Here is a 24,104-nt window from a genome sequence, read left to right as displayed (position 1 = left end):
GTATTTATGTTGTTACGTCGTATTCCTCTATCCGCAATTTTAACGCTGTTCGGCTCCATACTGGCGCTGACAGCGTTAACCTCTGTGACCGTCGGTCCCATGAACATCAGTTTTATGGACAGCGTATACAGTCTGATTATTCGCTCTAACGATCTCGCGCCTCACATCAATATGGTCATTCACGAGATTCGCTTCCCTAGAACCGTGCTTTGCATGCTGGTAGGTGCCATATTGGCGATTTGCGGCACAGTGATGCAAGGGCTGTTTCGTAACCCACTCGCAGAGCCGGGCATCATTGGTGTTTCTGCCGGTGCTTCTTTGGGGGCCGCTTTCGCGATCGTGATGTTTGCAAAATTCAGTATTGATTATCCTCAATTAATGAACTTTGCCGCCGTACCTCTTTTCGCTTTCTTTGGTGGCGCTCTGACAACCATCATGGTGTATAAGCTCGGGACCAGCAAAATGGGAACCTCAGTGACCATTATGCTTCTTGCGGGTGTAGCGATCAGTGCTTTGTCTGGCGCTGGTATCGGCTTTATGAGTTTTGTCGCCAATGATCAGATGCTTCGGGACTTATCGCTGTGGCAAATGGGCTCTCTGGCTGGTGCTAACTGGACCAGCATTACGCTTTGTGCCGTCACTCTATTGATACTGATGGTTATTTTTATGCGCAAATCTATGCCACTCAACGCCTTATTGCTGGGTGAGGCAGAGGCCAACCACCTTGGTATCCCCGTACAGAAGCTCAAACGCCAACTCATACTGCTTACTGCCATTGGTGTCGGCGTGACCGTCAGCGTATCTGGCATGATCGGTTTCATTGGTTTGGTTATTCCGCATTTAGGTCGGATGTTGTCTGGCCCAGATCACCGTACCCTACTACCAATTTCTGCGTTGATGGGAGCTTTGCTATTGACCTTCGCTGATATGTTCTCCCGAGTGGCTTTAGCGCCCGCAGAACTCCCTGTTGGTATCGTCACCGCTATCATTGGCGCGCCATTCTTTATCTATCTGCTGTTCAAGCAAAAAGGGAAGATCTTGTAATGGGAAAAGTTGTACTGTCCGGTGAAGGTATCTCAATGCGTTTTGGCAAACGCAAAGTTTTGGACGATGTAGATATCAAGATTAAAGCAGGAGAAGTGACCGCGTTACTTGGTCCCAATGGAGCAGGAAAGAGTACGTTGCTCAAGTTGCTCTGTGGTGAAATCCCATCCAACAATAACATTCAGTATTTTGGTAAGCATCGAGAAGAGTGGCAAGCAGGCACACTAGCCAAACATCTTGGAATGCTGCCTCAACACAGCACCTTGAGCTTCCCGTTTCTGGCGCATGAGGTGGTTGAGCTCGGTGCTATTCCACTTAACCTGCCTAACAAAGAGACTCAAACGTTAGCAAAACAATACATGGAGATGACGGATGTTGGGCACCTTGCCGAGCGCCTCTACCCTTCTCTATCCGGTGGTGAAAAACAGCGCCTGCACCTCGCACGCGTATTAGTTCAATTGTCTCACTCAGGCGATGAGAAAATTTTGATGCTTGATGAGCCAACATCTGCGCTGGATCTGGCCCATCAACACAATACGTTGAAGATTGCTCGCCAACTCGCAGACGAGCAGAACACCGCCGTAGTCGTGGTCTTGCATGACCTCAATTTGGCTGCTCAATATTCTGATCGCCTTGTGGTACTGCACGACGGAGGGCTGGTGTGTGACGCAACACCTTGGGAAGCTCTGACATCCGAAATGATTGAATCCGTCTACGGTTATAAGTCTTTGGTAGACAAACATCCATCACTGGATTTCCCCATGGTTTACCCAGCAGCATAAAAGTAAGGAGCGCATCAAGCGCTCCTTTTCATTGGTTGATTAAGCCGTCGCTGGACACGGTACTTGGCGTTGCTTTTTGTTTAACTTGTAAGCGAATAGAGATAGCAGCAGATACGCTAGCACTATCGCGAACAAGCAGACATAAAAAGCACTGTAGTAACTGAAGAGCTCTCCAACAATGCCAACGGCTAAACTGGCGGCTAACATACTAACGTTGAGTAAATTTGAAAACAGCGTTGATGCAGTTCCCAACCTGTCACGCATCATGTCCTGTAGCGCAACCATTCCCAACGTTGCACAACTACCAATGAAAATGCCATTGAAGATCTGGGCAGCAATCAACATGGCTTTGTCTGTTGCGATCAACATAGTCACAAAGAACAAACAACCACTCACCAAACCGACCGACATAACACGTACGGTACCGAACCTAGCAGCCAGCTTTCCGGCGTAGAACATGACTGGGATCTCGCACAACGCTGCCACTCCAAACAGCACTCCAAGCCAGTTTGCTTCCACTTTTAACTCCTGAGACAAATAGAGCGGCATACTGACGATGTATAAGTTGTTTGCCGCAAAGGCGAACACCACAACAAAGGCATACAACACAATCAGAAAGTTTATTGAACTAGGAGCTGTCACTTTATCTTTTGCTTCGATATCAGGCTTTACAACACTATCTGGCAGGTAGCATGCAATAACGACAATCGCTGTACAGACAATAAAGGCAGACGCAGCAAAAGAAGCATTGAAACCAAACTGTGCTTTAAGGATAAACGCCACCGGAGGGCCAAATACCCAAGCAATCGCAATCCCTGCCCGCATTATCGACAAAAAGCTGGTGCTATCTTCAAACCGACTGTCGCCATACTCTCTGCCTAGCGCAAACAATTGACCAAAAGAAGCACCACTGATACTGCCAAATAGCGTCACAACCACTATCGCCAACCAAAATTCGCGAATAAAGATAAAGCTCACCACGGTCACCAAATAGCAGCTCAACGATACCATCAGTATTCGCTTTCTTTGCCAACCCTGATCGGAGTAGCAGGCTATGACCTGCGAGACAATCACTGAGCTAACAACCGCTGTCACCATGTAAACAGACAGCATCATTGGAGAAGCCCCTAAAGCTTCCACTATAAACAGGCTCGAGAGCGGGTAAAAAAAGGCACCACAAAGCCCAGAAATGAAGGCTGTGATTATAAAAAGTATCGCGGTTCTGTCTTTATGCATATTCTGCTCTTTATGCTATCTGGAGATAGAGATTCACTTTAGAAAACCGCTTAAGTTTAAATAGTATCGTACGACCAAATTAATAGTATTCGACCTACATCTGATACTTTTCCACCAATAGATGTATTTTCATTGACAGTTTTCGCGCAGTTTCATTAGCCTAATAAGGTGTCAGGGGAGAACTTCGAATTGAAACCGTTTATAGAAAACATCAGCAATCACCCTAGCTTTAACTGGTTGGTCAAACACTATTGTTGCGATGTTATCAAGCAAGAGTATGCCTGTGCCTGGCACTACCATTCTGAATATGAACTGGTGCTCTACCTAGATCCGCACGACGCCTTTGAAGGTAATTACTTTGCGGGTGATGCGGTGGGTAAGATCGATCACAACACACTGCTGTTATACGGGCCGGGGTTACCGCACATGCTGAGTGGTCGTTTGTCACGAGAGGAACACGGCACACATCACACCGTTGTCATCTGGTTTAAACACCAATGGCTAGAGAAACTGCAAGACCTGATTCCAGAAGCCCATCACTTTAAACGCATATTGACAGAAGCCGCCTACGGAGTCAGGTTTAGTAAGGAAACCGCCCAGAGAGTCAACGTCATTACTCAAGACTTAGAGCAACAACCCCTGCCAATACAGGCCGTCAGAATCATGGAGATTGTTTTGCTCCTAGTGGAAGATCAAAGCCGGCAAACCCTCTCAGTGACTCCCTACCATTTACACCGCTTTGAAGATGATAAAGAGTCCTATCAAAGAATTCAGCAAGCTAGGTTGTATATAGAGGAGCACTACGCCCGCCCTATAAAGGTTTCCGATCTTTGCCAACTTCTTCATATGAGTGAGAGCTCTTTGTATCGCATGTATGAAAAGCATTTTGGGGTAAGTTTTTCCGAACATTTAAAGCAGTATCGAATAGGCAAAGCGTGTGAAGTGCTCGCAAGTTCAGTAAAACCAATCGCGCTAGTTGCCGAACTGACAGGTTTTCAGAATCTTTCTAACTTCAATCGCCAGTTTAAAACCATGAAAGGCATAACGCCTTCAGCATTTCGTAAGCAATTTCTGTAATACTGCCCAACTTAGGCCATCACCTTAATCAATACGGCGCACTGCCATTGACACAACAACACTACACACACCTCAAATGTTATGTTATAACATTTCTATAATTTCATAGATAACACCTGCTATGCTTTCAAAACGATCTCTACTAGCACTCATCGCTGTTACTTGCTTTTCCATCGCTGCATTCATTCAAGTTGAAGCAACCAAAGAGACACTCTCTCCTGAAATTAAAATCCCCATAGTGCCCTACCAATCTCTTCCCGATGCGGTGGCTCCAAAGTTTCAACCGATGAAAGTCCACTACATCGTGAAAGTGGGTGACACATTAAGTTCGATTTTCTCAGCTTGGCATCTGCCTTATCAGACGCTACAACACATTCTAGAAGCAGATCTGGTTTCACTTAAGCTGGATACGATCAAACCCGGCGATCATTTAGAGTTCGTTATTGATAATGAAACACGCAAACTCAACGCACTGGTCTTCCATGAGAGTTTGGTAGAGCAAGCAACTTACGAAAAAGACGACAGTGGGCAATTTAGCTATCGTTTTGATGAACAGCCCGGTAGCTGGCGTTCAAAGCTCTACTCTGGTGAGGTCAATGGCAGCTTCTCAGTGGCGGCGCATCGCCTAGGATTAAGCACAACACAAATCGCAAACATCACACGAGTGTTAAGGGACAAGGTAAATTTCGCTCGTGATCTGCGCGCGGGTGATTCGTTCAACATTCTAATTAAAGAACAGTACCTCGATGATCATAAAACTGGGAATGCCGAAATTGAGGGGATTTCCTTGTCGATGCGAAGTCACGAAATAGCCGCTTTTCTCGCTGACGATGGACGCTTTTATGACAGAGAAGGTAATAGCTTAGAGCAAGCCTTTGATCGATACCCGATAACCAAAGCCTATCGCCGTATCACCTCGCCTTTTAACCCTAAAAGGAGGCACCCGGTCACAGGCAGAATTTCACCTCATAACGGCACCGATTTCGCTACGCCGGTCGGCACTCCTATCTACTCTACGGGAGATGGAAAAGTGATTGCTGTACGAAACCACCCCTACGCAGGCAAATATCTGGTTATCGAACATAACAGCGTATACAAAACCCGTTACCTACACCTCAGCCGTTTTCTGGTTAAGAAAGGGCAGCACGTGAAGAGGGGACAGAAGATCGCCCTGTCTGGAGCAACAGGTCGTTTGACGGGGCCACACCTTCACTTTGAAGTCTTGGTGAGAAACCGTGCCGTTGACCCAATGAAAGCCAATCTACCGTTAGCGACTTCTATTCCTAAAAGCATGTCAGCGGCATTCACAGATCGAGTTGCCAGCTTTGACGCAAGTGTTGCCGCGCGGCAAAAGAGCCTAAAGAAAGAGGCTTAGAAAAGCAGAAGGACAAAGAGCTAGTCTCACCCTATGGGTCCAGACGGGCTAAGCTCAGACTTAATAGACCAGATACGAAAAAACCGCTGTATAAACAGCGGTTTTTTATCGAAAGTGGCGGAGAGATAGGGATTTGAACCCTAGATACGCTATTAACGTATGCCGGTTTTCAAGACCGGTGCTTTCAACCACTCAGCCATCTCTCCGTTGCGGGACGTATACTAGGTATTGGCATGAGTTTTGTAAAGGATTAATTTGCAGTTATCTGTTTAAGTGACGACAAACTAACCATCTGGTTTTTGGGACAAATATGGTCAAAAGAAATCAAATACACGGGTAAATACTCTAAACTGCATTTTCTAATAAAATAATGTTTTATTAGAAAACCTTTGATTTATATAAGAAATAGCACTTTGAGATAACACATGTACGCCCGAAAGTCATTGCACATAATTGTGAAGTATTTCAAAATTAACGGGTTGACCTTTATCAATATAAGATTTCTGAGGTTTATATGAAAGTCGCAGACCTATTTAAACATCGTGGTGATAAGCAGCACTCAGAGCTCATGCAATGGGTTTCTCCTGCTGTACGTGAATATTGGGGTGAGTTTTTGCACAAGACAAACAACCGCCACCTGTTTACTCGCCTCAGAGATCTGCAACGCCCAGCAGTCAACGATGAAGTGCAGGCACCTGCACCAAAACCTATTGAGCTAAAGCCAGAAGCACAAAAGCTCTTTGATGAACTACAAGGCAAGCTCGGTGAAGTTATTCACACAGGTGACTGGCTCGACATGTCTCAGGAGCGCATTAACCAGTTTGGCCAGGTAACGGAAGATATGCAATGGATCCACACCGATCCTGAGCGTGCTGAAAGCGAATCTCCATTCAAAACGACCATCGCGCATGGCTTTTTGACACTGGCAATGCTGCCAAAATTAACTGACAGTGTCGATCCAGACCACACGTTATTCCCAACTGCAAAAATGGTGGTGAATATTGGTCTTAATCAGGTTCGCTTCCCATATCCGGTTAAAGCCGACAGCCGAGTTCGTGCAGTAAGCCGACTATCGAAAATCACGCCAATTCGCAAAGGCTTAGAAATAGAGCGCGAAATTAAAGTAGAAATCGAAGGGGTTCGTCGCCCTGGTGCCGTGGTGGTATCCGTGATTCAATTGCACTTTTAAAGATTGACAGTTTAAAAAAAGGAGAGCCGATGCTCTCCTTTTTTGTATCTATTACTTACTGATTGGTGTGTAGCCATACTCGCTTATTAGAGCTTTGGCTTCTTTACCTTTCAGATACTGAATAAACGACTGAGCATCTTTGCCTAAGTTTGCTTTTTTGTATAAAACAAGAAACGGACGTGACAGCTCATACTTGCGGTTGGCAATCGTCTGGCTGCTCGCTTCAACCCCTTCAAATTGAATCGCCTTGATTGAGCTATCAACAGAACCAGTCGAAATGAAGCCAATTGCCTGCTTATTGTGGTTCACTATGGTTTTCACCATGCTATTGCTATTTACCACCAAGTTGTCTGGGTTGATATCAGAGACCTGACGGCCGTTGACGATCTTAGTTAATCCAAGCAGGCTCTCGAAGCTGTAACGTGAGCCTGAAGACGCTTCACGCGTTACCACGGCAATTTTCTGATCGGCACCGCCAATCTCTTTCCAGTTTGTGATTTTGCCTTTATAGATATCAAATAGCTGCTCACGGCTGACATTCTGAACCGGATTCGACTTGTTCACAACAACCGCCAAACCATCAAATGCCAATGGAGTTACCGTGAGCGTTTCATCCTGCTCGCTCTCCGTTAGGTATCTTGAACTCATGCCGATGTCAGCCACGCCCTTTTTAAGCAACGTGATACCTGCTGAAGAGCCGATGCCTTGAACAGCAATATAAGTATCAGGGTGAGTGGTGTTGAAATCTTCTGCCAAAACGTCCATTACGCGTGCCACGGACGTTGAACCAGACACATTGACTTCACTCGCTAGCGCAGGAAAAGTAAGTAAAGAAGAGGACAATATTGCCGCCAGCGCAACACGAATCATAATAATCTCCAATCTGATGCGGATAAGTTAACTGGCGCTATCATATTTCGATTAGATGACATTTTTGTGAAAACCTATGCAGACTCTTCATATTCTTGTACATACTATGAATAGGTTAGCGAAAATAATGGAGCCGGTATGGGACTGGTCAGTTTGCTGCAAAAACAAGTAGAGAGCCGCGCACAAGTCATTTGTGAACAGCGTAATAAAAGCTTGCCTGCCGAGTTAGGTAAAGCGAGTTATGAAGTGACGGATAACGGAGTCGTGTTCATTAAACAGCACTTTTTGCTAGATTCCGCCCATTGTGACTACATGTTGCCTGTGGCTAAAGTGCAATGGAACGATGAACACAGTACGTGGCTGCTATTTATGGCTGACGAATTGAAAGAAGAGAATTGGTTGCCCTACCCTTATCTAGCACAAAGCCATGATCTTACAGCCATTATGCGTGAAGTGGACAAAGATCCTAAATCAGTATTCTGGGAAGATTAATCTAGACTTAGTCTAATTTACTCATGAAATCACGATCAAAAAAGGGCGCTTTGAGCGCCCTTTTATTTATCAAGAATCGAATTATTCCGCTGGTGTTTCTGCTGCTTCAGGTGCCTTTACATCTTCAAAGACTTGAGTTGGCTTCGCGACAATACTGCGTGTTTCTTGGTTGACATCATTCAATACCAATTCAACCACGTCACCCAAACGGTAGATAACTTCCTTATCGATAGATACAGTACCCGCTTCACCATTGCATTCTAGACGTTCTTTGTTTGCCAGAATCAAGGAGCCTGGAACAAACGCCGCAGCACCATTTTCAATCAGGCGAACGCGAATGCCTGCACGAGACACGTCAAAGATTTCGCCATTAAATACCGTCTCTTTTGCCGGTTCTTCAGCTAACGTGCGAGCATACAACCAATCACCAACATTGCGCTCTGCAATCTTATGGTGTTTACGATGCAGTGCGAGTTCTTCGCCAACACTTTCATCCGCTGTTTGTACCGGCGCTTTACCTAGAATGTGTGCTTTCAGCATACGGTGGTTAATCATGTCACCGTACTTACGAATTGGAGAGGTCCATGTTGCGTACAGCTCTAAGCCCATTGCATAGTGAGGCAAAGGTTGGTTACCAATTTCGCTGTAAGCTTGGTATTTACGAATACGGTTATCGAGGTAGCTCGTCTCTTGTTTTGCTAACCAGCGACGAAGTTCCGCAAACCCTTCCAGAGTCACCACACTCTCAGCGGTAAATGGCAGCTCACCTTCTGGGTTAACCAGCTCAATCACGTCAGCGATCTTTTCTGGTTTGAAACCTGCGTGAGTATTAAATACACCTGAATCAAAGCTCGCCTTCAGCGCTTTACCTGCACAGATGTTTGCCGTAATCATAGATTCTTCAACCAAGCGATTCGCTGAGCGGCGCATATCTGCATGAATAGCCACGACGTCGTTATCTTCACTTAGCTCGAATCGGTAATCAGGGCGATCTGGGAACACTACCGCGTGCGTTTCACGCCACTCAGCGCGAGCTTTAGAAAACTCATACAAGTCACGAACAATTTCAGCAATCTCTTCCGTTGGCTGCCACGCTTCAGATTGACCTGTTTCAAGCCAATCAGACACATGATCATAAGCCAGACGTGCGTGGGATTTGATGTTCGCAGCGAAGAACTTAACGTCATCGCCAATAACACCATCTTTGCTGATTGTTACTGTACAGCACAGTGCCGGACGTTCTTCGTTTTCAATCAGAGAACACAGCTCATCAGCCAAATCACGAGGTAGCATAGGGATGTTGCGACCCGGAAGATAAATGGTAAAGCCGCGCTCTCGGGCGACCTTGTCCATATCGCTGTCCGGCGTGATATAAGCCGTTGGATCTGCAATCGCAATTGTCAGCTCAAAATCACCAGATTCAGTCTTCTTCGCGTACAGTGCATCGTCCATATCTTTGGTTGATTCACCATCGATAGTTACAAACGGCACATGCGTCATGTCGACACGTTCTAATTCCGCGTCATCTTTGATTTCCCAGTTGTCGATACCTGCAGGTTCACTGTTTGGTAGATCATTTTGCGCTAACGTTACCCACCAAGGTGCGATTTTGTCGTCCGCATCAGTGATCTTCTCTGAGATTTCGACAAAAAAGCCGTTATCGCCTTTCAATGGGTGGCGAATTAAATGCGCAACAACCCAATCACCTTCTTTAAAATCGTCACTTTTCAGGCCTTTTTTAACCCTAGCTTTCAAAGAGAGTTTTTTAAGCTGCGGGTGATCAGGCGCAACATTCAGTTTGCCTTTAAACAATTTAACGCGGCCGATAAAGCGAGTAACGCCTTGTTCCAACAGCTCTTCTGGCTCCGCCACTTCGCGCTCTTTTTCCGTACGGATGATGGCTTTTACTTTGTCACCATGCATACATTTTTTCATGTATGGCGGCGGAATAAAGAAGCTGGTCTTGCTGTCGACTTCTAAGAAACCAAAGCCTTTTTCAGTCGCTTTGATCGTGCCTTCCTTCTTCGGAAGGGTTTCCTGGATTTGCTGCTTAAGTTGAGCCAGTAGAGGGTTATCTTGGAACATTTTAACTTCTAACTAATTCGTTCTTTATTCCGAATGCCAAACGCATGCGGCGCTATGTTGTTCCCAAGTCAATAAGCTTTCGTCACGAGGTAGTGACGAGCCCATTTTTGGGAGTCAATCTATTGCGCCACATGGTACTAGGTAATGTGCTGAATGTATATTGCAGAAGCGTTTTATCATCGATTGTTCATACTAAAACCACAATGACAACGCTTTGAGGTATCGCCACAGAAAACACCATTATTCAAACTTGTGATTAGTGATCATCTCGACCACATTTCGCGCCGCCCGCGCAGCATTGTGTACCCCACCCCAATCCTCTTCATCAGTGTGGTAGGCTTCCCCGGCAAAGAACACTTTACCCTTCACAGGTTTAAACAATTTAGACGGCCAGCGATACGATGCGCTGTCAGCAAGGTACGCCCCCATCGCGAAAGGCTCATCATTCCAATTTTGTACGGCATGCTTCACGTAACTATGACGAACTTGCCCACCAAAAACAGGGGTCAGGTCGGCAAAGATTTGATTGATCAGGTCAGCGTCATTAAGGCTTTGATAGCGACGAGCCTGCTTTCCAACGGCAAACAAACCCATCACGTGTTTAGAGCTATTGTGTCCGTAAGCAGCATCGTAATAAAGATACTGGCCGTCATCAGTCTCGCTATCGGGAAAGGCTAAAAACGTCGGATAGAAGTGGTTCTCAAATTCAATAAACACCTTAATTCCTCCCCAAAACGAAGCCTGATTTATCGCATCTCGTTTGTAGTCTGGAAGTGAGGGTGAAAAGCGAAGGCGCTCATTGCGAAGGATTGGCAGTGGAACAGTGACGACAACAACATCAAACTTGTGCTGCCTCTGTCGGCTATCGGTCAGCACTACGCCCGCGTCAGCATAATTTACTTGAGTAATCTCAGTATCGAAATGCAGATTGGATTTTACTTCTGGCAATATATATTGCTCAAAGAAGCCAAGCCAACTGCTGTTGGTAAATCTTGCATCCTGATAGTCTCCGATTTCGTCCTCATAGAGGCTTCCATCTTCAAAATAGGCAACTTTGGCCGTTTTTGGATATGGGCTAAGCCGAACATTAACTGACTTTTGAGCGATACGATCGAGCTCACTCGGCGCGACATGTAACCATTCTGCGCCCATTGATAAGGGAAAGTCAGCGAATGTGTTTTCTTCTTTGATTCGCCCACCAACTCTCGATGATGCTTCAAACAAGGTATATTCAACACCAAGTGCCTTGAGCAGATAACCAGTACACATTCCAGCAGCACCAGCCCCAATAATGCCAACTCTTGTGTTTTTCAGTTGTGACCTGAGCGCAGCACTTATCGGAAAGGCAGCACTAATGCCGAGCAAGCCGCAAAGTTTAGTAAAACTTCTCCTGTCCATTGATATTACCTATCCGTTTCGAAAGTTGATAACGACTATTTTGCGCGCTAATAGATTCATATATTCACTATTTTTGGTCATTGAATACTCGCTTTAATCAATAGTGAGAAAAATATGTGATGTATTTCAATTTTTTCTGGCTTTTTTTGTGCATTTAGGGAATAATTCCGCCCCCTTAGATATGTCCCTAGCGGCTTGATGCGATTTACGACTTATCCGCATCTGAACGGATTCAGCAAAGAACTGGATTGGTAATGGAATTGGTAGAGCTCGTGGGACCTTTTGTTGACATTAATTTAGTAGGATCCCAATGACAGATTCTGTAATTCAGTTTAGCGACTTAGCGCTTAACGACTCTATCCTTTCTGCACTTGACGGAATGGGTTTCGTTTCACCAACTCCAATTCAGGCTGCGGCTATCCCACACCTGATGGAAGGTACTGACGCACTAGGTAAAGCTCAAACTGGTACTGGTAAAACTGCAGCTTTCTCTCTACCACTTCTGAACAAGCTTGATCTTTCTCAGCGTAAACCACAAGCCATCGTTCTAGCGCCGACTCGTGAGCTAGCGATTCAGGTTGCTGCTGAAATAAAGAACCTTGGTCAAAACATTTCTGGCCTTAAAGTGCTTGAAATCTACGGTGGTGCTTCAATCGTTGATCAAATGCGTGCACTTAAGAGCGGTGCTCACATTGTGGTTGGTACACCAGGCCGTGTTCAAGACCTTATCAACCGTGAACGTCTACACCTAGATGAAGTACACACATTCGTTCTTGATGAAGCGGATGAAATGCTAAACATGGGCTTCGTTGATGACGTAACTGAAATCATGGAGCACGCTCCTGAATCAGCACAACGAGTACTCTTCTCTGCAACTATGCCTCCAATGCTGAAAAACATTGTTGAGCGCTTCCTACGTGACCCTATCACTATCGACGTTGCAGGTAAAAACCACACTGTAGACAAAGTAGAGCAGCAGTTCTGGGTTGTTAAAGGTGTAGAGAAAGACGAAGCAATGTCTCGTCTTCTAGAAACAGAAGAGACTGACGCGTCAATCGTATTCGTGCGTACTCGTCAAGATACTGAGCGTCTTGCTGATTGGCTATGTGCTCGCGGCTTCAAAGCATCTGCACTACACGGTGACATTCCTCAGTCTCTACGTGAGCGTACTGTTGATCACATCAAACAAGGTGTTATCGACATCTTAGTTGCAACTGACGTTGTAGCACGTGGCCTTGATGTTCCACGTATCACTCATGTATTTAACTACGACATCCCATTCGATGTTGAGTCTTACATCCACCGTATCGGCCGTACAGGTCGTGCTGGACGTAAAGGTAAAGCGATCCTTCTAGTTCGCACTAACCAAATTCGCATGCTTCGCACTATCGAGCGCGTGACTAAGTCTTCAATGGAAGAGATCCAACTTCCACTACGTGACAAGGTTGCAGAAGCTCGTCTAGTTAAACTTGGTGCTGAGCTAGAGCAAGAGAAAGAACACAAATCTCTTGAGAAATTCGGTGAGCTTGTAGAGAAGCTACAAGACACACTAGAGATTGATGCAGCAACGCTTGCAGCAATCCTACTGAAACGCCAGCAAGGCAAGCGTCCTCTATTCTACATTGGCGAAGATCCAATGATTGAAGCGATTGAGCGTGACAAGCAACGTCGTAAAGAGCGCCGTGAAGGTGGCCGTGACGGTCGTGGTCGTGACCGCAACTTCAACAACCAAGACTGGGATACTTACCAGCTTCAGGTTGGTCGTGAGCAAGGCGTTCAGGTTAAAGACATTGTTGGTGCACTTGCAAACGAACTGGGCCTAACGAAAGGTTCTATCGGTGCAATCAAACTTGCTCAAGGCGAAACTTACGTTCAGCTACCAAAAGCAATGTCTTCTGAGACTGCTGGTAAGCTACGCAAACTACGCATCCGCCAGAAGCAAGTAGATGCAGTAGTATGTGACTTCAACGATTTCCGTGAACCACGTCGTGGCGGCGGCCGTGATGGTGGTCGTGGTGGTCGCGATGGCGGTGGTCGTCGTGACGGTGGTTACCGTGGTAACCGTGACGGCAACCGCGAAGGTGGCTACCGTGGTAACCGCGAAGGCGGTCGTGGTGGACGCGAAGGTGGCCGTCGTGATGGCGAACGTCGCTTCGATCGTAACCGTGGTGGTGACCACCGCGGTAACTACCGTGGCGAACGTGGTCATGGCCGTGACCGTCGCAGCGAAGCTTAATTAGCTAGCATTAAAAAAGCCCCACCAGCGCAAGCTTGTGGGGCTTTTTGTTATCTGTTTTAATCAATAGGCTGCCAATGAGAGGGTGGCTTTAACCCCCAACGCTGCATTTCCGCCGTCGAGTAAATGGCTCTGCCCTGCTCACCAATGGCGATTGGGATTTGATCAGCTATCTCGCCAGCCAGTATCCGATTGACCAGAGTGCCCGCCTGTTGCCCTTGACTTTCTCCAAATAAAACAACACCACCACTTGTCTTCCCGGCACCAACAGCAAAATCCCAGAAAGAAAACAGTGGAATCGTCGAGTTTTCATTGGTCCACTGCAGCACTTGCTCAGAAGGCACACTCTCACCCGCTTCATCAATCAAGGTATGATACAAACCGATAATGATGAAGGCCACGTCGTCAGCTTCAGCCCCCATAATCGCTGCTTCCCATTCACTCTGAGTTGACAACAGTAATATCTCTGTTTCGATACCAAGATTATCTTTTATCATCTCGTATTGCCGTTGAATGTGCTTAGCTGCAATTTTAGAAGTCACCCCTGAGTCAAACATCACACGAACTTTAAAATGTCGCTCGGGATGGATGAGGCTAAGATCACCAAGATTTTTAATATAAAGGGGGAGCTCTAACACGCCAGTAATCTTGGCTTCGCCCCTATATTGGTACAGCAGATAACGTGGATTGGAGTTGACACCTAAAAACACAATGGAAATAGGCTCCTTATACAACCTTGGTAACATATAGCTCAACGCATTATCGTCCCCCAATATCACAATGTCGGGCTGCAAATCATAATAGTAGGCCAATGCTTTATCGGCACGTGATTCAAAATCTTGTTTAGGTAAGCGTTTGGTGTCCATTTGGAATCGATACAACTGTGCAGAGCTGGTCAATACTTCCTCAATCCCTTTCACGTAGCTCGCATCCCAAGGATACTCAGCATGATAGCTCTCTATAAGTAGCACTTTCTCCGCTTGAGCAAAGCTGCAATGCAGTAACAACAAAAACGTCAGTACTCTCATAGATCCCCCTCAAAAACCACAAGTCATACTTTAGTTTAGGATTGAAAACTATCTTTGGTATCAATAGGTCGTTATAAAAGTTAATCAGTGCAGGCTATACTCAAGTTAAAACACGACTTTAGAGCCCTATGAGCCGCAGCAGAAAAGTAGAAGAAAGCATCAATAACCCTTTATATAGCCGAATTGGTCGTCGCATCATCCTACTTATGGTGACATTAAGTAGTGTGGTAACACTGCTCACCACTTTGTTGCAGCTATCTTGGGATTATGAGAAAGAGTTTAATGACGTCGACCAAAGACACATTGAGATACGCGACGTGCACGCCAGCTTGTTGGCCTCATCTCTATGGTCTTTCGACTTAGTCGTTCTTCAAGAAAGACTTGATGGATTAGTCAACCTGCCCAAAATTGACTACCTTGAAGTTCACTCAGGGAACTACACCTTCAACTCCGGTAAAGAGGTAGAAGGCAATGTCGTCAAAGCCACTTATTTACTTACCTACCGCGACCCTGAGGATGGCCATACTGAAGATATCGGTTCAATTTATGTTGAATCAAACGCGCAGGAAATCTATGACTATCTGATTCAACAGTTTATTTCCACACTTCTACTCAACGCTTTCAAAACGCTACTCGTTTGTTCAGTAATGCTGTTTATTTTTCATGCCAGCGTAAATCGTCGTGTGTTCCAAATTGCTCAGTATTTACGAGCGTTTAATCCACGCCATCCAAGCGCTCCATTGGTTTTGGAACATACTCGCTGGATTACAGAAAAAAATGACGAGCTGGATTGGCTAGGAGAAGGCGCAAATAAAATCAGCAGCAATATTACTTTGCTCTACAACAATATAAAGAGCGAACAGGAACGCCTAGCCGACTTTACGCATGTCTCTTCGGATTGGTTATGGGAAACCAATGATCTAGGCCAGCTCACTTACTGCTCGGAACCAATGAAAGAGACACTAGGACTGACTGCGGTAAATGGCCTCAGCTTCTCTGATATCGAAGATTTACATGACGCAACAGGGCTGCATCAGGCCATTTCTAGGCGTAATGACTTCACACAAGTTGAAGAAAGTGTCACCATCAATAGCATCACTCTACATCTTTTGTTCCAAGCCAAAGCGCGTTATGAAAATAGTCAGTTCTTGGGCTTTAGAGGCACGGCCATCAATATCACTGAGCTGAAACTGACTCAGATTGAATTAGAAGAGCTTAACCAAAACCTTGAGCGTATGGTCGCTTCAAGGACACTCGACCTCAAACAAAGTATGGAACAACTGCAAGAGACTCAGGACAAGTTGGTTGAGTCAGAAAAACTCGCAGCCTTAGGTGGTTTGGTAGCAGGTGTGGCTCATGAAGTGAACACCCCGCTAGGCATCGCGGTCACCGCGACCTCAGTAATTAGAGACGTAACCAGCGAACTCAACGCCGCCTTTGCTGCCCAGACTCTAACCAGCACGCAGTTTGAGAAGCTGATGGAACGTATGTCTGACAGCAGCCAAATGCTTGAGCACAACCTCAGCCGCGCGGCAAAACTGGTGAAGGACTTCAAACAAACCGCCGTCGATCAAGTCTCCGAAGCTCGCTCTCAATTCAACGTCATGCAAGTATTGGAAGCACTGTTAGCTAGTTTGCACCCTGAAACTCGTAAGATCCCCGTTGAACCCAAATTAACGGGTGACCGGACTATTTTGATGAACAGCTTACCGGGCGTGCTGACACAGATTGTCTCAAACCTCGTGATGAACAGTATCAACCACGCCTTTGATCACCAACCCCAAGCGGAGATCAGCATCTCTTTCTACCAAGTAGATGAATCCATAATCGTTGAATACCTCGATAACGGCAGTGGCGTGGATGCCTCATTGCATCAAAAGATTTTTGAGCCTTTCTATACCAGCAAACGCGGTTTGGGTGGTTCAGGGTTGGGGCTTAACTTGGTGTTTAACCTTGTTAAACAAAAACTCCAAGGAGAGCTGGAATTCAACTCTCAACCGGGTGGAGGGGTACATTTTAAGCTTACTCTTCCGGCAAACTTACCTTTGGAAGATGAAAACTAACGCAAGAAAATTAATCTGGTAGGGAATTGCGGATTTCAATAAACTCATCCCAATGTAGGACAAGCAGTTCAACTAATTCTGGTTCGAAGTGCTTGCCTTTTTGGGCAACCAACTCAACCATAATATCTTCGTCACTCCATGGTTCTTTATAACTGCGTTTTGCCCCCAGAGCATCAAACACATCGGCTAACGCGGTAATACGACCTGTCACAGGGATGTCCAAACCAGATAAACCATTCGGGTAACCTGTACCATCCCATTTCTCATGGTGATAGCCAGCAATTTCCTTCGCAACGGTAATCAGGCGACGCTTAGATTTACTCAGAATATCCACGCCATAATCGACATGTTTCTTCATGATCTCCCACTCTTCCGCATTGAGTTTGCCGGGTTTGTGAAGGATCGAATCAGGCACCGCCACCTTACCCACGTCATGCAGCGGTGAAGCGTGCTTGATGACAGACGCCTCCGCTTCGCTTAAACCATACAATAGGGCGAGTTTTTCACAGAATAATGAGACACGCTGAACGTGAGCGCCCGTCTCTTTACTGCGCGCTTCGACTGCATTAGCAAGGTTGTACACCAACTCTTTAGACGTTTCGCGAATATCCAGCATCAAGCTGAGATTTTCAAACGTTAAGCCGATGTTCTGCATGTAGATCTCAAGCAACTGCATGTCTAATTCTGTCAGTTCACGCTTAACATTCACATATAAAATGCAGTCAACCCCTTGCTCGTCATGCGTATACAACACATAGGCATCACCAAATTTCTCTGACTCTTGTGCTTCAAAGACACGTTTACAACGCTCGGACACTTCTGCTGGCAGCTTTTCAAAAGCACACTCACTGTAGAAATCAACAAAATCACCGGTCGCAGCAAGCGTTAAGGCTCGTGACTCTTCGCCATTTGGCCTTGGTTGGACAATACAATATAAAGCAGACTGCTCAAGTTTTAGCAGCGAGGTCAATTGTTCTAGAACGGAAGTAGCGTAGGTCTGAAGCGTGTTGGTGTTTTGAACATACGCCGATGCTTCAATTACTTTACTAAGCCCCTTCTTCTGTTGCTCAATCAGACAAAGGTCGCGATAAGAACGAAGCATAGAATAAAGTAGGGTTTTGAGCTTTTGTGTGGTCAGCTCGGTTTTTTCTTTGTAGTCATCGATTTCATATTCACGAATGACGGTATCTTCTGGCGCCTGCCCCGCCTGCCCTGTTCGCAAAACAAGACGAACCAAGCTGTTGCCTAGCTCTTCACGAACATATTTGACCAGCTCTAAGCCCGCATGCTCCGTTTCCATCACCACATCGACAAGGGCGAGAGCGATGTCATCTGATTTCTCAAATATAGCTTTCGCTTCCGCTCCAGAGTGGGCGGATATCAGCTCCAGATGCCTTCCTTCGAACTCAAAATCGGAAAGAGCCAGCTTAGTGACCTGATGCATTTGTTCGTCGTCATCAATCAACAGTACTTTCCATGGGGGAGCCAACCGCTCTACTGAACCTCGTTCATTGGTAGCAGGTTGTTGTGACTGTCGATGGTCTGCAAACAATTCCATTTCTTGTCTAACCCCTAATACTATTTCTCTAACTTAAGGTTTAGCACAAACTTATGAAAAAGGTGTAAATGGCACTCAATATGCAGTTTTAGTCCACAAATTTTTATTTCAAAATTAGCCCTAAAAAAACTGTGGAAACTGAAAGACTTGCGATGGTTCTAGGAAAGCGCGCGAACCGTTTTACGCTCAATCAGCGTTGGTTCGAGCTGGACAACTTGCGGCTCCGTCTCTCCACCATCCAATTTTTTCAACAACGCTTCCACCGCCGCTTTACCCAAGCGGTATTTTGGCTGATGAATGGTCGTCAGTGAGGGAGTCATAAATTTAGAGATTTGAATATCGTCATAGCCGATGATCGATAAATCTTGAGGTACACGAATACCTTTTTCGTTGGCGGCATTAATCACGCCCATCGACATCATATCGTTACAGACAAAGATGGAGCTTGGCAGAGGCCCTTTCGCATGCATCTTGTTAAAAGCGTCATAGCCGCCTTCACATTCGAAGTCAGACTCGATAATCCAATTTGGGTTGAACTCTAAATCTGCTTCTATTAACGCGCGTTTGTAGCCTTCATAACGCATCTGAGCTTGATGCTTCACTAACGGCCCGGTAATACAGCCGATATCCTTATGGCCAGATTCAATCAGATGCTTGGCGGCAATATAGCCACCACGCAATGAGTTGTCCTGAATCTTGTCACTGGTAAACAACATCGGGCCCCAATCCATCACAACCACTGGAATATCAGGATATTTCTCGAACACGTCTATGCGCTCGCCTTCCAAAGAAGAACACATAAGGATCAAACCGTCTACGCGCTTTTGCAATAAGGTGTTAATTGACTCGCGCATGCGTTCGTTATCCCCCTCGGTGTTACACAAAATGAGGTTATAGCCTTGTTGGTAACAGCTGCGTTCAACCCCCTTAACCACTTCACCAAAGAAGGGGTTTGTAGAGGTCGTCACTAACATGCCAATGGTTTTGGTGCGATTGATTTTGAGGCTACGGGCGAGCGCGGAAGGCGTGTAGTTGAGTTCCTGAGCGGCTTTGTTCACCCGCTCAGAAATTTCTTCACTCACATAACGAGATTTGTTAATAACATGGCTGACAGTAGAAGTGGAAACACCGGCAAGCCGGGCAATATCTTTCATTGTAGCCATGTAATTATCTCCTTATATTTGACTAATTGTGTTGCTCCAGAAAAGCATCGACTTCATCTCGACTAGGGATTGAAGTCTGAGCGCCAAAACGTGTGACGGAAATGGCAGCAGCAGCGTGAGCAAACTTTATCGCAGATTCTAGAGGCAAATCTTCTAATAAACCAGTGACCAAGGCCCCATTAAAGGTATCGCCTGCGGCCGTTGTGTCTGTTGCTTCGACTCTGAAGCCTGAGATTAGTTCACCACGTCCATTCTGACTTAGCCATACCCCTTTAGCCCCAAGCGTAATCAATACGATTTCAATACCTTTACGGTGAAGCGCATTTGCTGCTTCTTGTGCTGACTCGTTATCTGTTACCGTCACACCAGTAAGCACTTCTGCTTCAGTCTCATTTGGTGTAATCACATCAATACAAGCAAGCAGCTCATCCGATAACTCGCGCGCTGGCGCTGGGTTAAGGATAACGTTGGTTCTCGACGCTTTCGCAACTTGGGCGGCTTTTTCAATGCCACACATCGGCGTTTCCAACTGCATAAGCAGATAGTTGGCCTGACGAATTCGCTCTAAATCAACCTCAATCGTGTCTTCCGTCAACTTTGCGTTCGCCTCCGCGGAGATACAAATACTGTTCTCACCGCTTTCAGCTACCTGAATCATGGCAATTCCGGTCGGACAATTTGGCTGCATTTTGACGCCAGCAATGTTGATGTTGTCCATTTTGAAGTTTTCACGAATATTGATACCAAACGCATCATCACCAACGCAGGCGATGAATCCTGTGTCTGCGTTTAATCGGGCCGCCGCTACGGCTTGGTTTGCCCCTTTACCACCTGGGATAACTTGATAGTTGCGACCATGCAACGTCTCGCCTGGGCGAGGAAAAGAAGGCACTTGGAGAACATGGTCAGCGTTAACACTACCTAATACCACTAACTTATTCATACGGTTATCCTCGGTTCAATTGAACCTTACTAATTTGGAACGGGAGTAATAAGTTTGCGCTCTCGCAAAAGCGCAAGCTTATTTGCCCTCCTCCCCGAAACGACAGATTAAAATGGGGAGAAGGGCAAAATTCACATTACTTAGTGATTACTTTCAGAGGCACTGGGATGTACTCTTCAACAGACTCACCTTTCAGTACTTTGTCTGCAGTTTCGATACCTAATGAACCGATAAGATCTGGCTGCTGAGCAACCGTCGCAGCCAGTTTGCCGCGGTTAACTGCAGCGATACCATCATCAGTACCATCGAAGCCAACGATCATCACATCTTTGCCTGATGCTTGAACAGCACGCAGCGCGCCTAGTGCCATTTCATCATTTTGGGCAAATACCGCTTGTACGTTTGGATTTGCAGCTAGCAGGTTTTCCATTACGTTTAGGCCTTTGGTGCGGTCGAAATCAGCAGGCTGACTGGCCAGTAGTTCCATTTTACTGCCTTTCACAGCGTTCATGAAACCTTCGCCACGTTCACGTGCAGCCGACGTGCCCGCAATACCTTCTAGCTGAATAACTTTCGCTTTTTCACCCACTTTTTCCATGATGAAGTGACCCGCCATTTCACCGCCTACTACGTTATCTGAAGCGATGTGGCTTACAACGTCACCACGGCTTGCACCTCGGTCTAGAGTCAGTACAGGAATGTCAGAGCGGTTTGCCATGCGAATCGCATTTGAAACGGCATCAGAATCTGTTGGGTTGATCAGAATCGCCTTTACGCCACGTACCGTCAGGTCTTCAACGTTAGACAGCTCTTTACTTGGGTCATTTTGTGAATCCAGAACAATCAGGTCGTAGCCCAGCTCTTTCGCTTTTGCTTCTGCGCCATCTTTCATCGTAACGAAGAAAGGGTTGTTCAGCGTCGACAGTACGATAGCCACCGTATCTTGCGCCTGTGCTGAAATAGAGACGGTGGATGAAAGAAGTGCAGCAGAGATAAGAGTTGCGAGTTTTTTCATTGTGTTTAGTCCTTGTGTAGGGTGGCTCGGAGTACTTACCTCCAAGCCTTTTTTTGAATTACTTATTCTTGTTGTCGACCAGTACAGCCAGCAGAATAACTACGGCTTTAGCAATCATCTGGTAGTAAGATGAAACGTCGAGCAAGTTCAGAGCGTTGTTTAGGAAGCCGATGATGAGTGCACCGATTAATGTGCCCATGATTCGACCTTTACCGCCCATTAAGCTAGTACCACCGAGTACTACGGCTGCAATGGCATCCAGCTCATAGCCCATACCGGCGGTTGGCTGAGCAGAAGAAAGACGAGATGTGATAATGATGCCAGCCAGTGCCGACAACAGGCCACATATGGCGTAGACACCAATCTTAACGCGATCAACATTGATGCCAGATAGGCGTGTCGCAGATTCGTTACCGCCTAATGCATACACATAGCGACCAAAGCGCGTGTGGTTAAGTAGGTACCAAGCCGCAGCGAAAACGATGACCATCAACCAGACTGGAACCGGAATTCCCAAAGCGTAACCTGTACCAAACCATGCGAAAGCATCAGCGGTATCAGTAAAACCTGTCGAAATTGGGCGACCATCGGTGTAAACCATAGTGACACCACGCAACAAGGTCATGGTTACCAGTGTCGCGATAAACGCTTGCACCTTGCCTTTGGCGATGATGATACCGCTGATAGCACCCAGTGCTGCCCCAGCAAACAAGGCCGTTGGAACCGCCACCAAAACTGGTACTTCCACAGCGATCAAACTGGCAGCAAAGGCACCACATAAAGCCAGAACCGAGCCGACACTCAGATCAATACCTGCGGTCAAGATAACCAAAGTCATACCTACCGCAATAATTGCGTTTACTGAGGTCTGACGCAGAATGTTAAGAATGTTGTCGACCGTAAAAAAGTTGGGGTTAAGGAACGATACAACAACAATCAGGAAGATAAGTGCAATGAGAGACTTTTGTTCAATCAGCCACTCTTTGCTGAACAGCTTCTTGCTGCCCGCTTCATTTGGTTTGCTCATGGTATTAGTACTCATGCTGCTTCCTCATTTATTTCTTTGCCTACTGCACACGCCAACAACTTCTCCTGATCGGCGTCTTTGGCATCAAACTCACCACTAATGCGGCCTTCGTGCATCACAATGATGCGGTCGCTCATTCCCAACACTTCCGGCATTTCTGAAGAGACCAGAATGATACTCATGCCTTCGGCCTTGAATTTGTTGATGAGCTGGTAAATTTCTTTCTTTGCACCGACATCGACACCACGTGTAGGTTCGTCAAGAATCAGTACCTTAGGTTTAGTCATCAGACCTTTCGCTATCGCCACCTTCTGCTGGTTACCACCAGATAGATTGCCAATGATCTGATCGCGAGTTGGAGTCTTGATGTTGAAAAGCTTGATAAAGTCTTCGACAGCAACCACTTCGTCGCCATGCTGAATTCGACCACCTTTGGTTAACTTATCCAGAGAGCAAAGCGACATGTTCTCTTTTACTGACAAGCCTAAGACTAAGCCATCACCCTTACGGTCTTCAGAGATGTAAGCAATACCATTTGCAAGGCCATCTTGTGGGCTCACCGGATTAATCGTCTTGTTATTTAGATTGATTACACCGCGCTCACTAGGTAGAGCGCCATAGATGACTTTCATCAATTCAGTTCGACCAGCACCCATCAAACCCGAGACACCGAGTATCTCACCGCGCTGGAGTTTAAAACTGACGTCGTGAACGCCAGAGCCTGTCAACCCAACCACTTCAAGGCAGGTGTCACCGTGTTGAACGTCAATACGTGGATATTGCTCTTCCAGCTTACGGCCAACCATAATCTCAATCAGTCCATCTTCGTCAGTCGACGCTACAGCGCACTCGCCAATGAACTTTCCGTCACGAAGCACTGTAATGTCATCGCAGATTTCAAAAATCTCTTTCAGACGGTGAGAGATATAAACAATGCCGCAGCCCTGCTCACGTAATTCTCGAATCACGGCAAACAAAGACTCGGTTTCGGTATCCGTCAGTGCATCGGTCGGCTCATCCATAATGATGACTTTCGACTCAAACGACAGTGCTTTAGCAATCTCTACCATCTGCTGTTCACCGAGGCTGAGCTCGCCTAATAGTTGCTTAGCACTGTGCTTTACGTTCAGCCTTGCTAACAATTTGTCCGCTTCAGCGTACATTTTGTCCCACTGAATTCGACCCATCGCGCCTGTAAACTCTCGGCCAAGGAAGATATTTTCTGCAATCGTGAGTTCAGGGATCAGGTTTAGCTCTTGGTGAATAATGCTGATTCCCGCTTCCTGCGAATCACGCGGGCCTTTGAACGCAGCTGGTTGGCCTTGATAATGGATGCTACCCGAATCTTTGCTGTAGATTCCCGTCAACACTTTCATCAACGTTGACTTGCCCGCACCGTTTTCACCCATCAAAGCCATCACTTTACCGGGATAAACGTTCAGGCTCGATTTATCCAAGGCTTTAACGCCGGGGAAAGCTTTCTCAATTTCACTCAGTTGTAGAATAGCTTGAGTCATAATTGG

General features: G+C 46.2%; 19 protein-coding genes and 1 tRNA gene. 8 read left to right on the top strand and 12 right to left on the bottom strand.

The window, feature by feature from the left end; translation table 11 throughout:
* Nucleotides 1–6 precede the first annotated feature (6 nt).
* Nucleotides 7–1,044: an iron ABC transporter permease gene (locus F0265_RS11045; RefSeq protein WP_171748922.1), complete on the top strand. Its 1,038-nt coding sequence runs from the start codon at nt 7–9 to the stop codon at nt 1,042–1,044.
* Nucleotides 1,044–1,826 (top strand): heme ABC transporter ATP-binding protein, encoded by a 783-nt coding sequence (locus F0265_RS11040; RefSeq protein ID WP_038158284.1) that lies wholly within the window; start codon nt 1,044–1,046, stop codon nt 1,824–1,826. The genes F0265_RS11045 and F0265_RS11040 overlap by 1 nt, the downstream gene beginning before the upstream one ends.
* Nucleotides 1,827–1,865: 39 nt before the next feature.
* On the opposite strand, the gene F0265_RS11035 is transcribed toward F0265_RS11040, so the two are convergent.
* The gene (locus F0265_RS11035; RefSeq protein ID WP_171748921.1) at nt 1,866–3,062 is read right to left on the bottom strand and encodes a sugar efflux transporter; all 1,197 of its coding nucleotides are present in this window, start codon (nt 3,060–3,062) and stop codon (nt 1,866–1,868) included.
* Nucleotides 3,063–3,251: 189 nt separating this feature from the next.
* Between F0265_RS11035 and F0265_RS11030 the strand changes: the two genes are divergently transcribed.
* Nucleotides 3,252–4,139: an AraC family transcriptional regulator gene (locus F0265_RS11030; protein ID WP_171748920.1), complete on the top strand. Its 888-nt coding sequence runs from the start codon at nt 3,252–3,254 to the stop codon at nt 4,137–4,139.
* A gap of 121 nt (nt 4,140–4,260) precedes the next feature.
* Entirely contained in the window at nt 4,261–5,514 is a 1,254-nt protein-coding gene (locus F0265_RS11025; RefSeq protein WP_171748919.1) for a peptidoglycan DD-metalloendopeptidase family protein, read from the top strand.
* 115 nt (nt 5,515–5,629) lie between these two features.
* Here F0265_RS11025 and F0265_RS11020 read toward each other — a convergent pair.
* Nucleotides 5,630–5,720: transfer RNA gene (locus tag F0265_RS11020), tRNA-Ser, on the bottom strand.
* A 308-nt stretch (nt 5,721–6,028) separates the two neighbouring features.
* On the opposite strand from F0265_RS11020, the gene F0265_RS11015 reads away from it, so the two are divergent.
* On the top strand, nt 6,029–6,703 hold the full coding sequence (locus F0265_RS11015; protein WP_171748918.1) for a MaoC family dehydratase: 675 nt from the start codon (nt 6,029–6,031) through the stop codon (nt 6,701–6,703).
* A gap of 51 nt (nt 6,704–6,754) precedes the next feature.
* Here the strand turns inward: F0265_RS11015 and F0265_RS11010 are convergent, their stop codons facing one another.
* The gene (locus F0265_RS11010) at nt 6,755–7,573 is read right to left on the bottom strand and encodes a phosphate ABC transporter substrate-binding protein (RefSeq protein WP_006960614.1); all 819 of its coding nucleotides are present in this window, start codon (nt 7,571–7,573) and stop codon (nt 6,755–6,757) included.
* Between the two features lie 138 nt (nt 7,574–7,711).
* Here F0265_RS11010 and F0265_RS11005 point away from each other — a divergent pair, with 138 nt between their 5' ends.
* On the top strand, nt 7,712–8,065 hold the full coding sequence (locus F0265_RS11005; protein ID WP_019277729.1) for a DUF3024 domain-containing protein: 354 nt from the start codon (nt 7,712–7,714) through the stop codon (nt 8,063–8,065).
* Between the two features lie 81 nt (nt 8,066–8,146).
* Here the strand turns inward: F0265_RS11005 and rnb are convergent, their stop codons facing one another.
* Nucleotides 8,147–10,150 (bottom strand): exoribonuclease II, encoded by a 2,004-nt coding sequence (gene rnb, locus F0265_RS11000; RefSeq protein WP_171748917.1) that lies wholly within the window; start codon nt 10,148–10,150, stop codon nt 8,147–8,149.
* A gap of 240 nt (nt 10,151–10,390) precedes the next feature.
* Complete coding sequence (locus tag F0265_RS10995) at nt 10,391–11,548, bottom strand: FAD-dependent oxidoreductase (RefSeq protein WP_171748916.1); 1,158 nt, start codon at nt 11,546–11,548, stop codon at nt 10,391–10,393.
* 310 nt (nt 11,549–11,858) lie between these two features.
* On the opposite strand from F0265_RS10995, the gene F0265_RS10990 reads away from it, so the two are divergent.
* A complete protein-coding gene (locus F0265_RS10990) occupies nt 11,859–13,784 on the top strand; it encodes a DEAD/DEAH box helicase (RefSeq protein ID WP_171748915.1) in 1,926 nt (641 codons plus the stop codon).
* Nucleotides 13,785–13,843: 59 nt separating this feature from the next.
* Here the strand turns inward: F0265_RS10990 and F0265_RS10985 are convergent, their stop codons facing one another.
* Nucleotides 13,844–14,812, bottom strand: a complete 969-nt coding sequence (locus tag F0265_RS10985) for a hypothetical protein (protein WP_171748914.1) — start codon at nt 14,810–14,812, stop codon at nt 13,844–13,846.
* Nucleotides 14,813–14,940: 128 nt separating this feature from the next.
* On the opposite strand from F0265_RS10985, the gene F0265_RS10980 reads away from it, so the two are divergent.
* Complete coding sequence (locus F0265_RS10980) at nt 14,941–16,875, top strand: ATP-binding protein (RefSeq protein ID WP_171748913.1); 1,935 nt, start codon at nt 14,941–14,943, stop codon at nt 16,873–16,875.
* A gap of 10 nt (nt 16,876–16,885) precedes the next feature.
* Here the strand turns inward: F0265_RS10980 and F0265_RS10975 are convergent, their stop codons facing one another.
* The 6 genes from F0265_RS10975 to rbsA form a co-directional block, all read right to left on the bottom strand.
* Complete coding sequence (locus F0265_RS10975) at nt 16,886–18,433, bottom strand: DUF3369 domain-containing protein (RefSeq protein WP_171748912.1); 1,548 nt, start codon at nt 18,431–18,433, stop codon at nt 16,886–16,888.
* Nucleotides 18,434–18,591: 158 nt separating this feature from the next.
* Nucleotides 18,592–19,596, bottom strand: coding sequence for a substrate-binding domain-containing protein (locus F0265_RS10970; RefSeq protein WP_171748911.1), 1,005 nt, complete (start codon nt 19,594–19,596; stop codon nt 18,592–18,594).
* Nucleotides 19,597–19,618: 22 nt separating this feature from the next.
* Complete coding sequence (gene rbsK / locus F0265_RS10965; protein WP_171748910.1) at nt 19,619–20,539, bottom strand: ribokinase; 921 nt, start codon at nt 20,537–20,539, stop codon at nt 19,619–19,621.
* A 136-nt stretch (nt 20,540–20,675) separates the two neighbouring features.
* Entirely contained in the window at nt 20,676–21,554 is an 879-nt protein-coding gene (gene rbsB, locus F0265_RS10960) for a ribose ABC transporter substrate-binding protein RbsB (RefSeq protein WP_171748909.1), read from the bottom strand.
* Nucleotides 21,555–21,612: 58 nt separating this feature from the next.
* Nucleotides 21,613–22,596, bottom strand: a complete 984-nt coding sequence (gene rbsC / locus F0265_RS10955; RefSeq protein WP_171748908.1) for a ribose ABC transporter permease — start codon at nt 22,594–22,596, stop codon at nt 21,613–21,615.
* Complete coding sequence (gene rbsA / locus F0265_RS10950; RefSeq protein ID WP_171748907.1) at nt 22,593–24,098, bottom strand: ribose ABC transporter ATP-binding protein RbsA; 1,506 nt, start codon at nt 24,096–24,098, stop codon at nt 22,593–22,595. The genes rbsC and rbsA overlap by 4 nt, the downstream gene beginning before the upstream one ends.
* Between the last annotated feature and the right edge of the window lie 6 nt (nt 24,099–24,104).

The organism is Vibrio sp. RE88, assembly GCF_013113835.1.
GTDB lineage: Bacteria > Pseudomonadota > Gammaproteobacteria > Enterobacterales > Vibrionaceae > Vibrio.
This window is presented reverse-complemented; position numbering and strand designations above follow the sequence as displayed.

What these genes read in the sequence shown, in the direction of transcription:
- F0265_RS10980 (WP_171748913.1), top strand. Translation starts at nt 14,941, where the DNA reads ATGAGCCGCAGCAGAAAAGTAGAAGAAAGCATCAATAACCCTTTATAT.
- F0265_RS11025 (WP_171748919.1), top strand. Translation starts at nt 4,261, where the DNA reads ATGCTTTCAAAACGATCTCTACTAGCACTCATCGCTGTTACTTGCTTT.
- F0265_RS11010 (WP_006960614.1), bottom strand. Translation starts at nt 7,573, where the DNA reads ATGATTCGTGTTGCGCTGGCGGCAATATTGTCCTCTTCTTTACTTACT.
- F0265_RS11005 (WP_019277729.1), top strand. Translation starts at nt 7,712, where the DNA reads ATGGGACTGGTCAGTTTGCTGCAAAAACAAGTAGAGAGCCGCGCACAA.
- F0265_RS11040 (WP_038158284.1), top strand. Translation starts at nt 1,044, where the DNA reads ATGGGAAAAGTTGTACTGTCCGGTGAAGGTATCTCAATGCGTTTTGGC.
- F0265_RS11015 (WP_171748918.1), top strand. Translation starts at nt 6,029, where the DNA reads ATGAAAGTCGCAGACCTATTTAAACATCGTGGTGATAAGCAGCACTCA.
- F0265_RS11035 (WP_171748921.1), bottom strand. Translation starts at nt 3,062, where the DNA reads ATGCATAAAGACAGAACCGCGATACTTTTTATAATCACAGCCTTCATT.
- F0265_RS10970 (WP_171748911.1), bottom strand. Translation starts at nt 19,596, where the DNA reads ATGGCTACAATGAAAGATATTGCCCGGCTTGCCGGTGTTTCCACTTCT.
- rbsK (WP_171748910.1), bottom strand. Translation starts at nt 20,539, where the DNA reads ATGAATAAGTTAGTGGTATTAGGTAGTGTTAACGCTGACCATGTTCTC.
- F0265_RS10975 (WP_171748912.1), bottom strand. Translation starts at nt 18,433, where the DNA reads ATGGAATTGTTTGCAGACCATCGACAGTCACAACAACCTGCTACCAAT.
- F0265_RS10990 (WP_171748915.1), top strand. Translation starts at nt 11,859, where the DNA reads ATGACAGATTCTGTAATTCAGTTTAGCGACTTAGCGCTTAACGACTCT.
- F0265_RS11045 (WP_171748922.1), top strand. Translation starts at nt 7, where the DNA reads ATGTTGTTACGTCGTATTCCTCTATCCGCAATTTTAACGCTGTTCGGC.
- rbsB (WP_171748909.1), bottom strand. Translation starts at nt 21,554, where the DNA reads ATGAAAAAACTCGCAACTCTTATCTCTGCTGCACTTCTTTCATCCACC.
- rbsA (WP_171748907.1), bottom strand. Translation starts at nt 24,098, where the DNA reads ATGACTCAAGCTATTCTACAACTGAGTGAAATTGAGAAAGCTTTCCCC.
- F0265_RS10985 (WP_171748914.1), bottom strand. Translation starts at nt 14,812, where the DNA reads ATGAGAGTACTGACGTTTTTGTTGTTACTGCATTGCAGCTTTGCTCAA.
- F0265_RS10995 (WP_171748916.1), bottom strand. Translation starts at nt 11,548, where the DNA reads ATGGACAGGAGAAGTTTTACTAAACTTTGCGGCTTGCTCGGCATTAGT.
- rbsC (WP_171748908.1), bottom strand. Translation starts at nt 22,596, where the DNA reads ATGAGTACTAATACCATGAGCAAACCAAATGAAGCGGGCAGCAAGAAG.
- rnb (WP_171748917.1), bottom strand. Translation starts at nt 10,150, where the DNA reads ATGTTCCAAGATAACCCTCTACTGGCTCAACTTAAGCAGCAAATCCAG.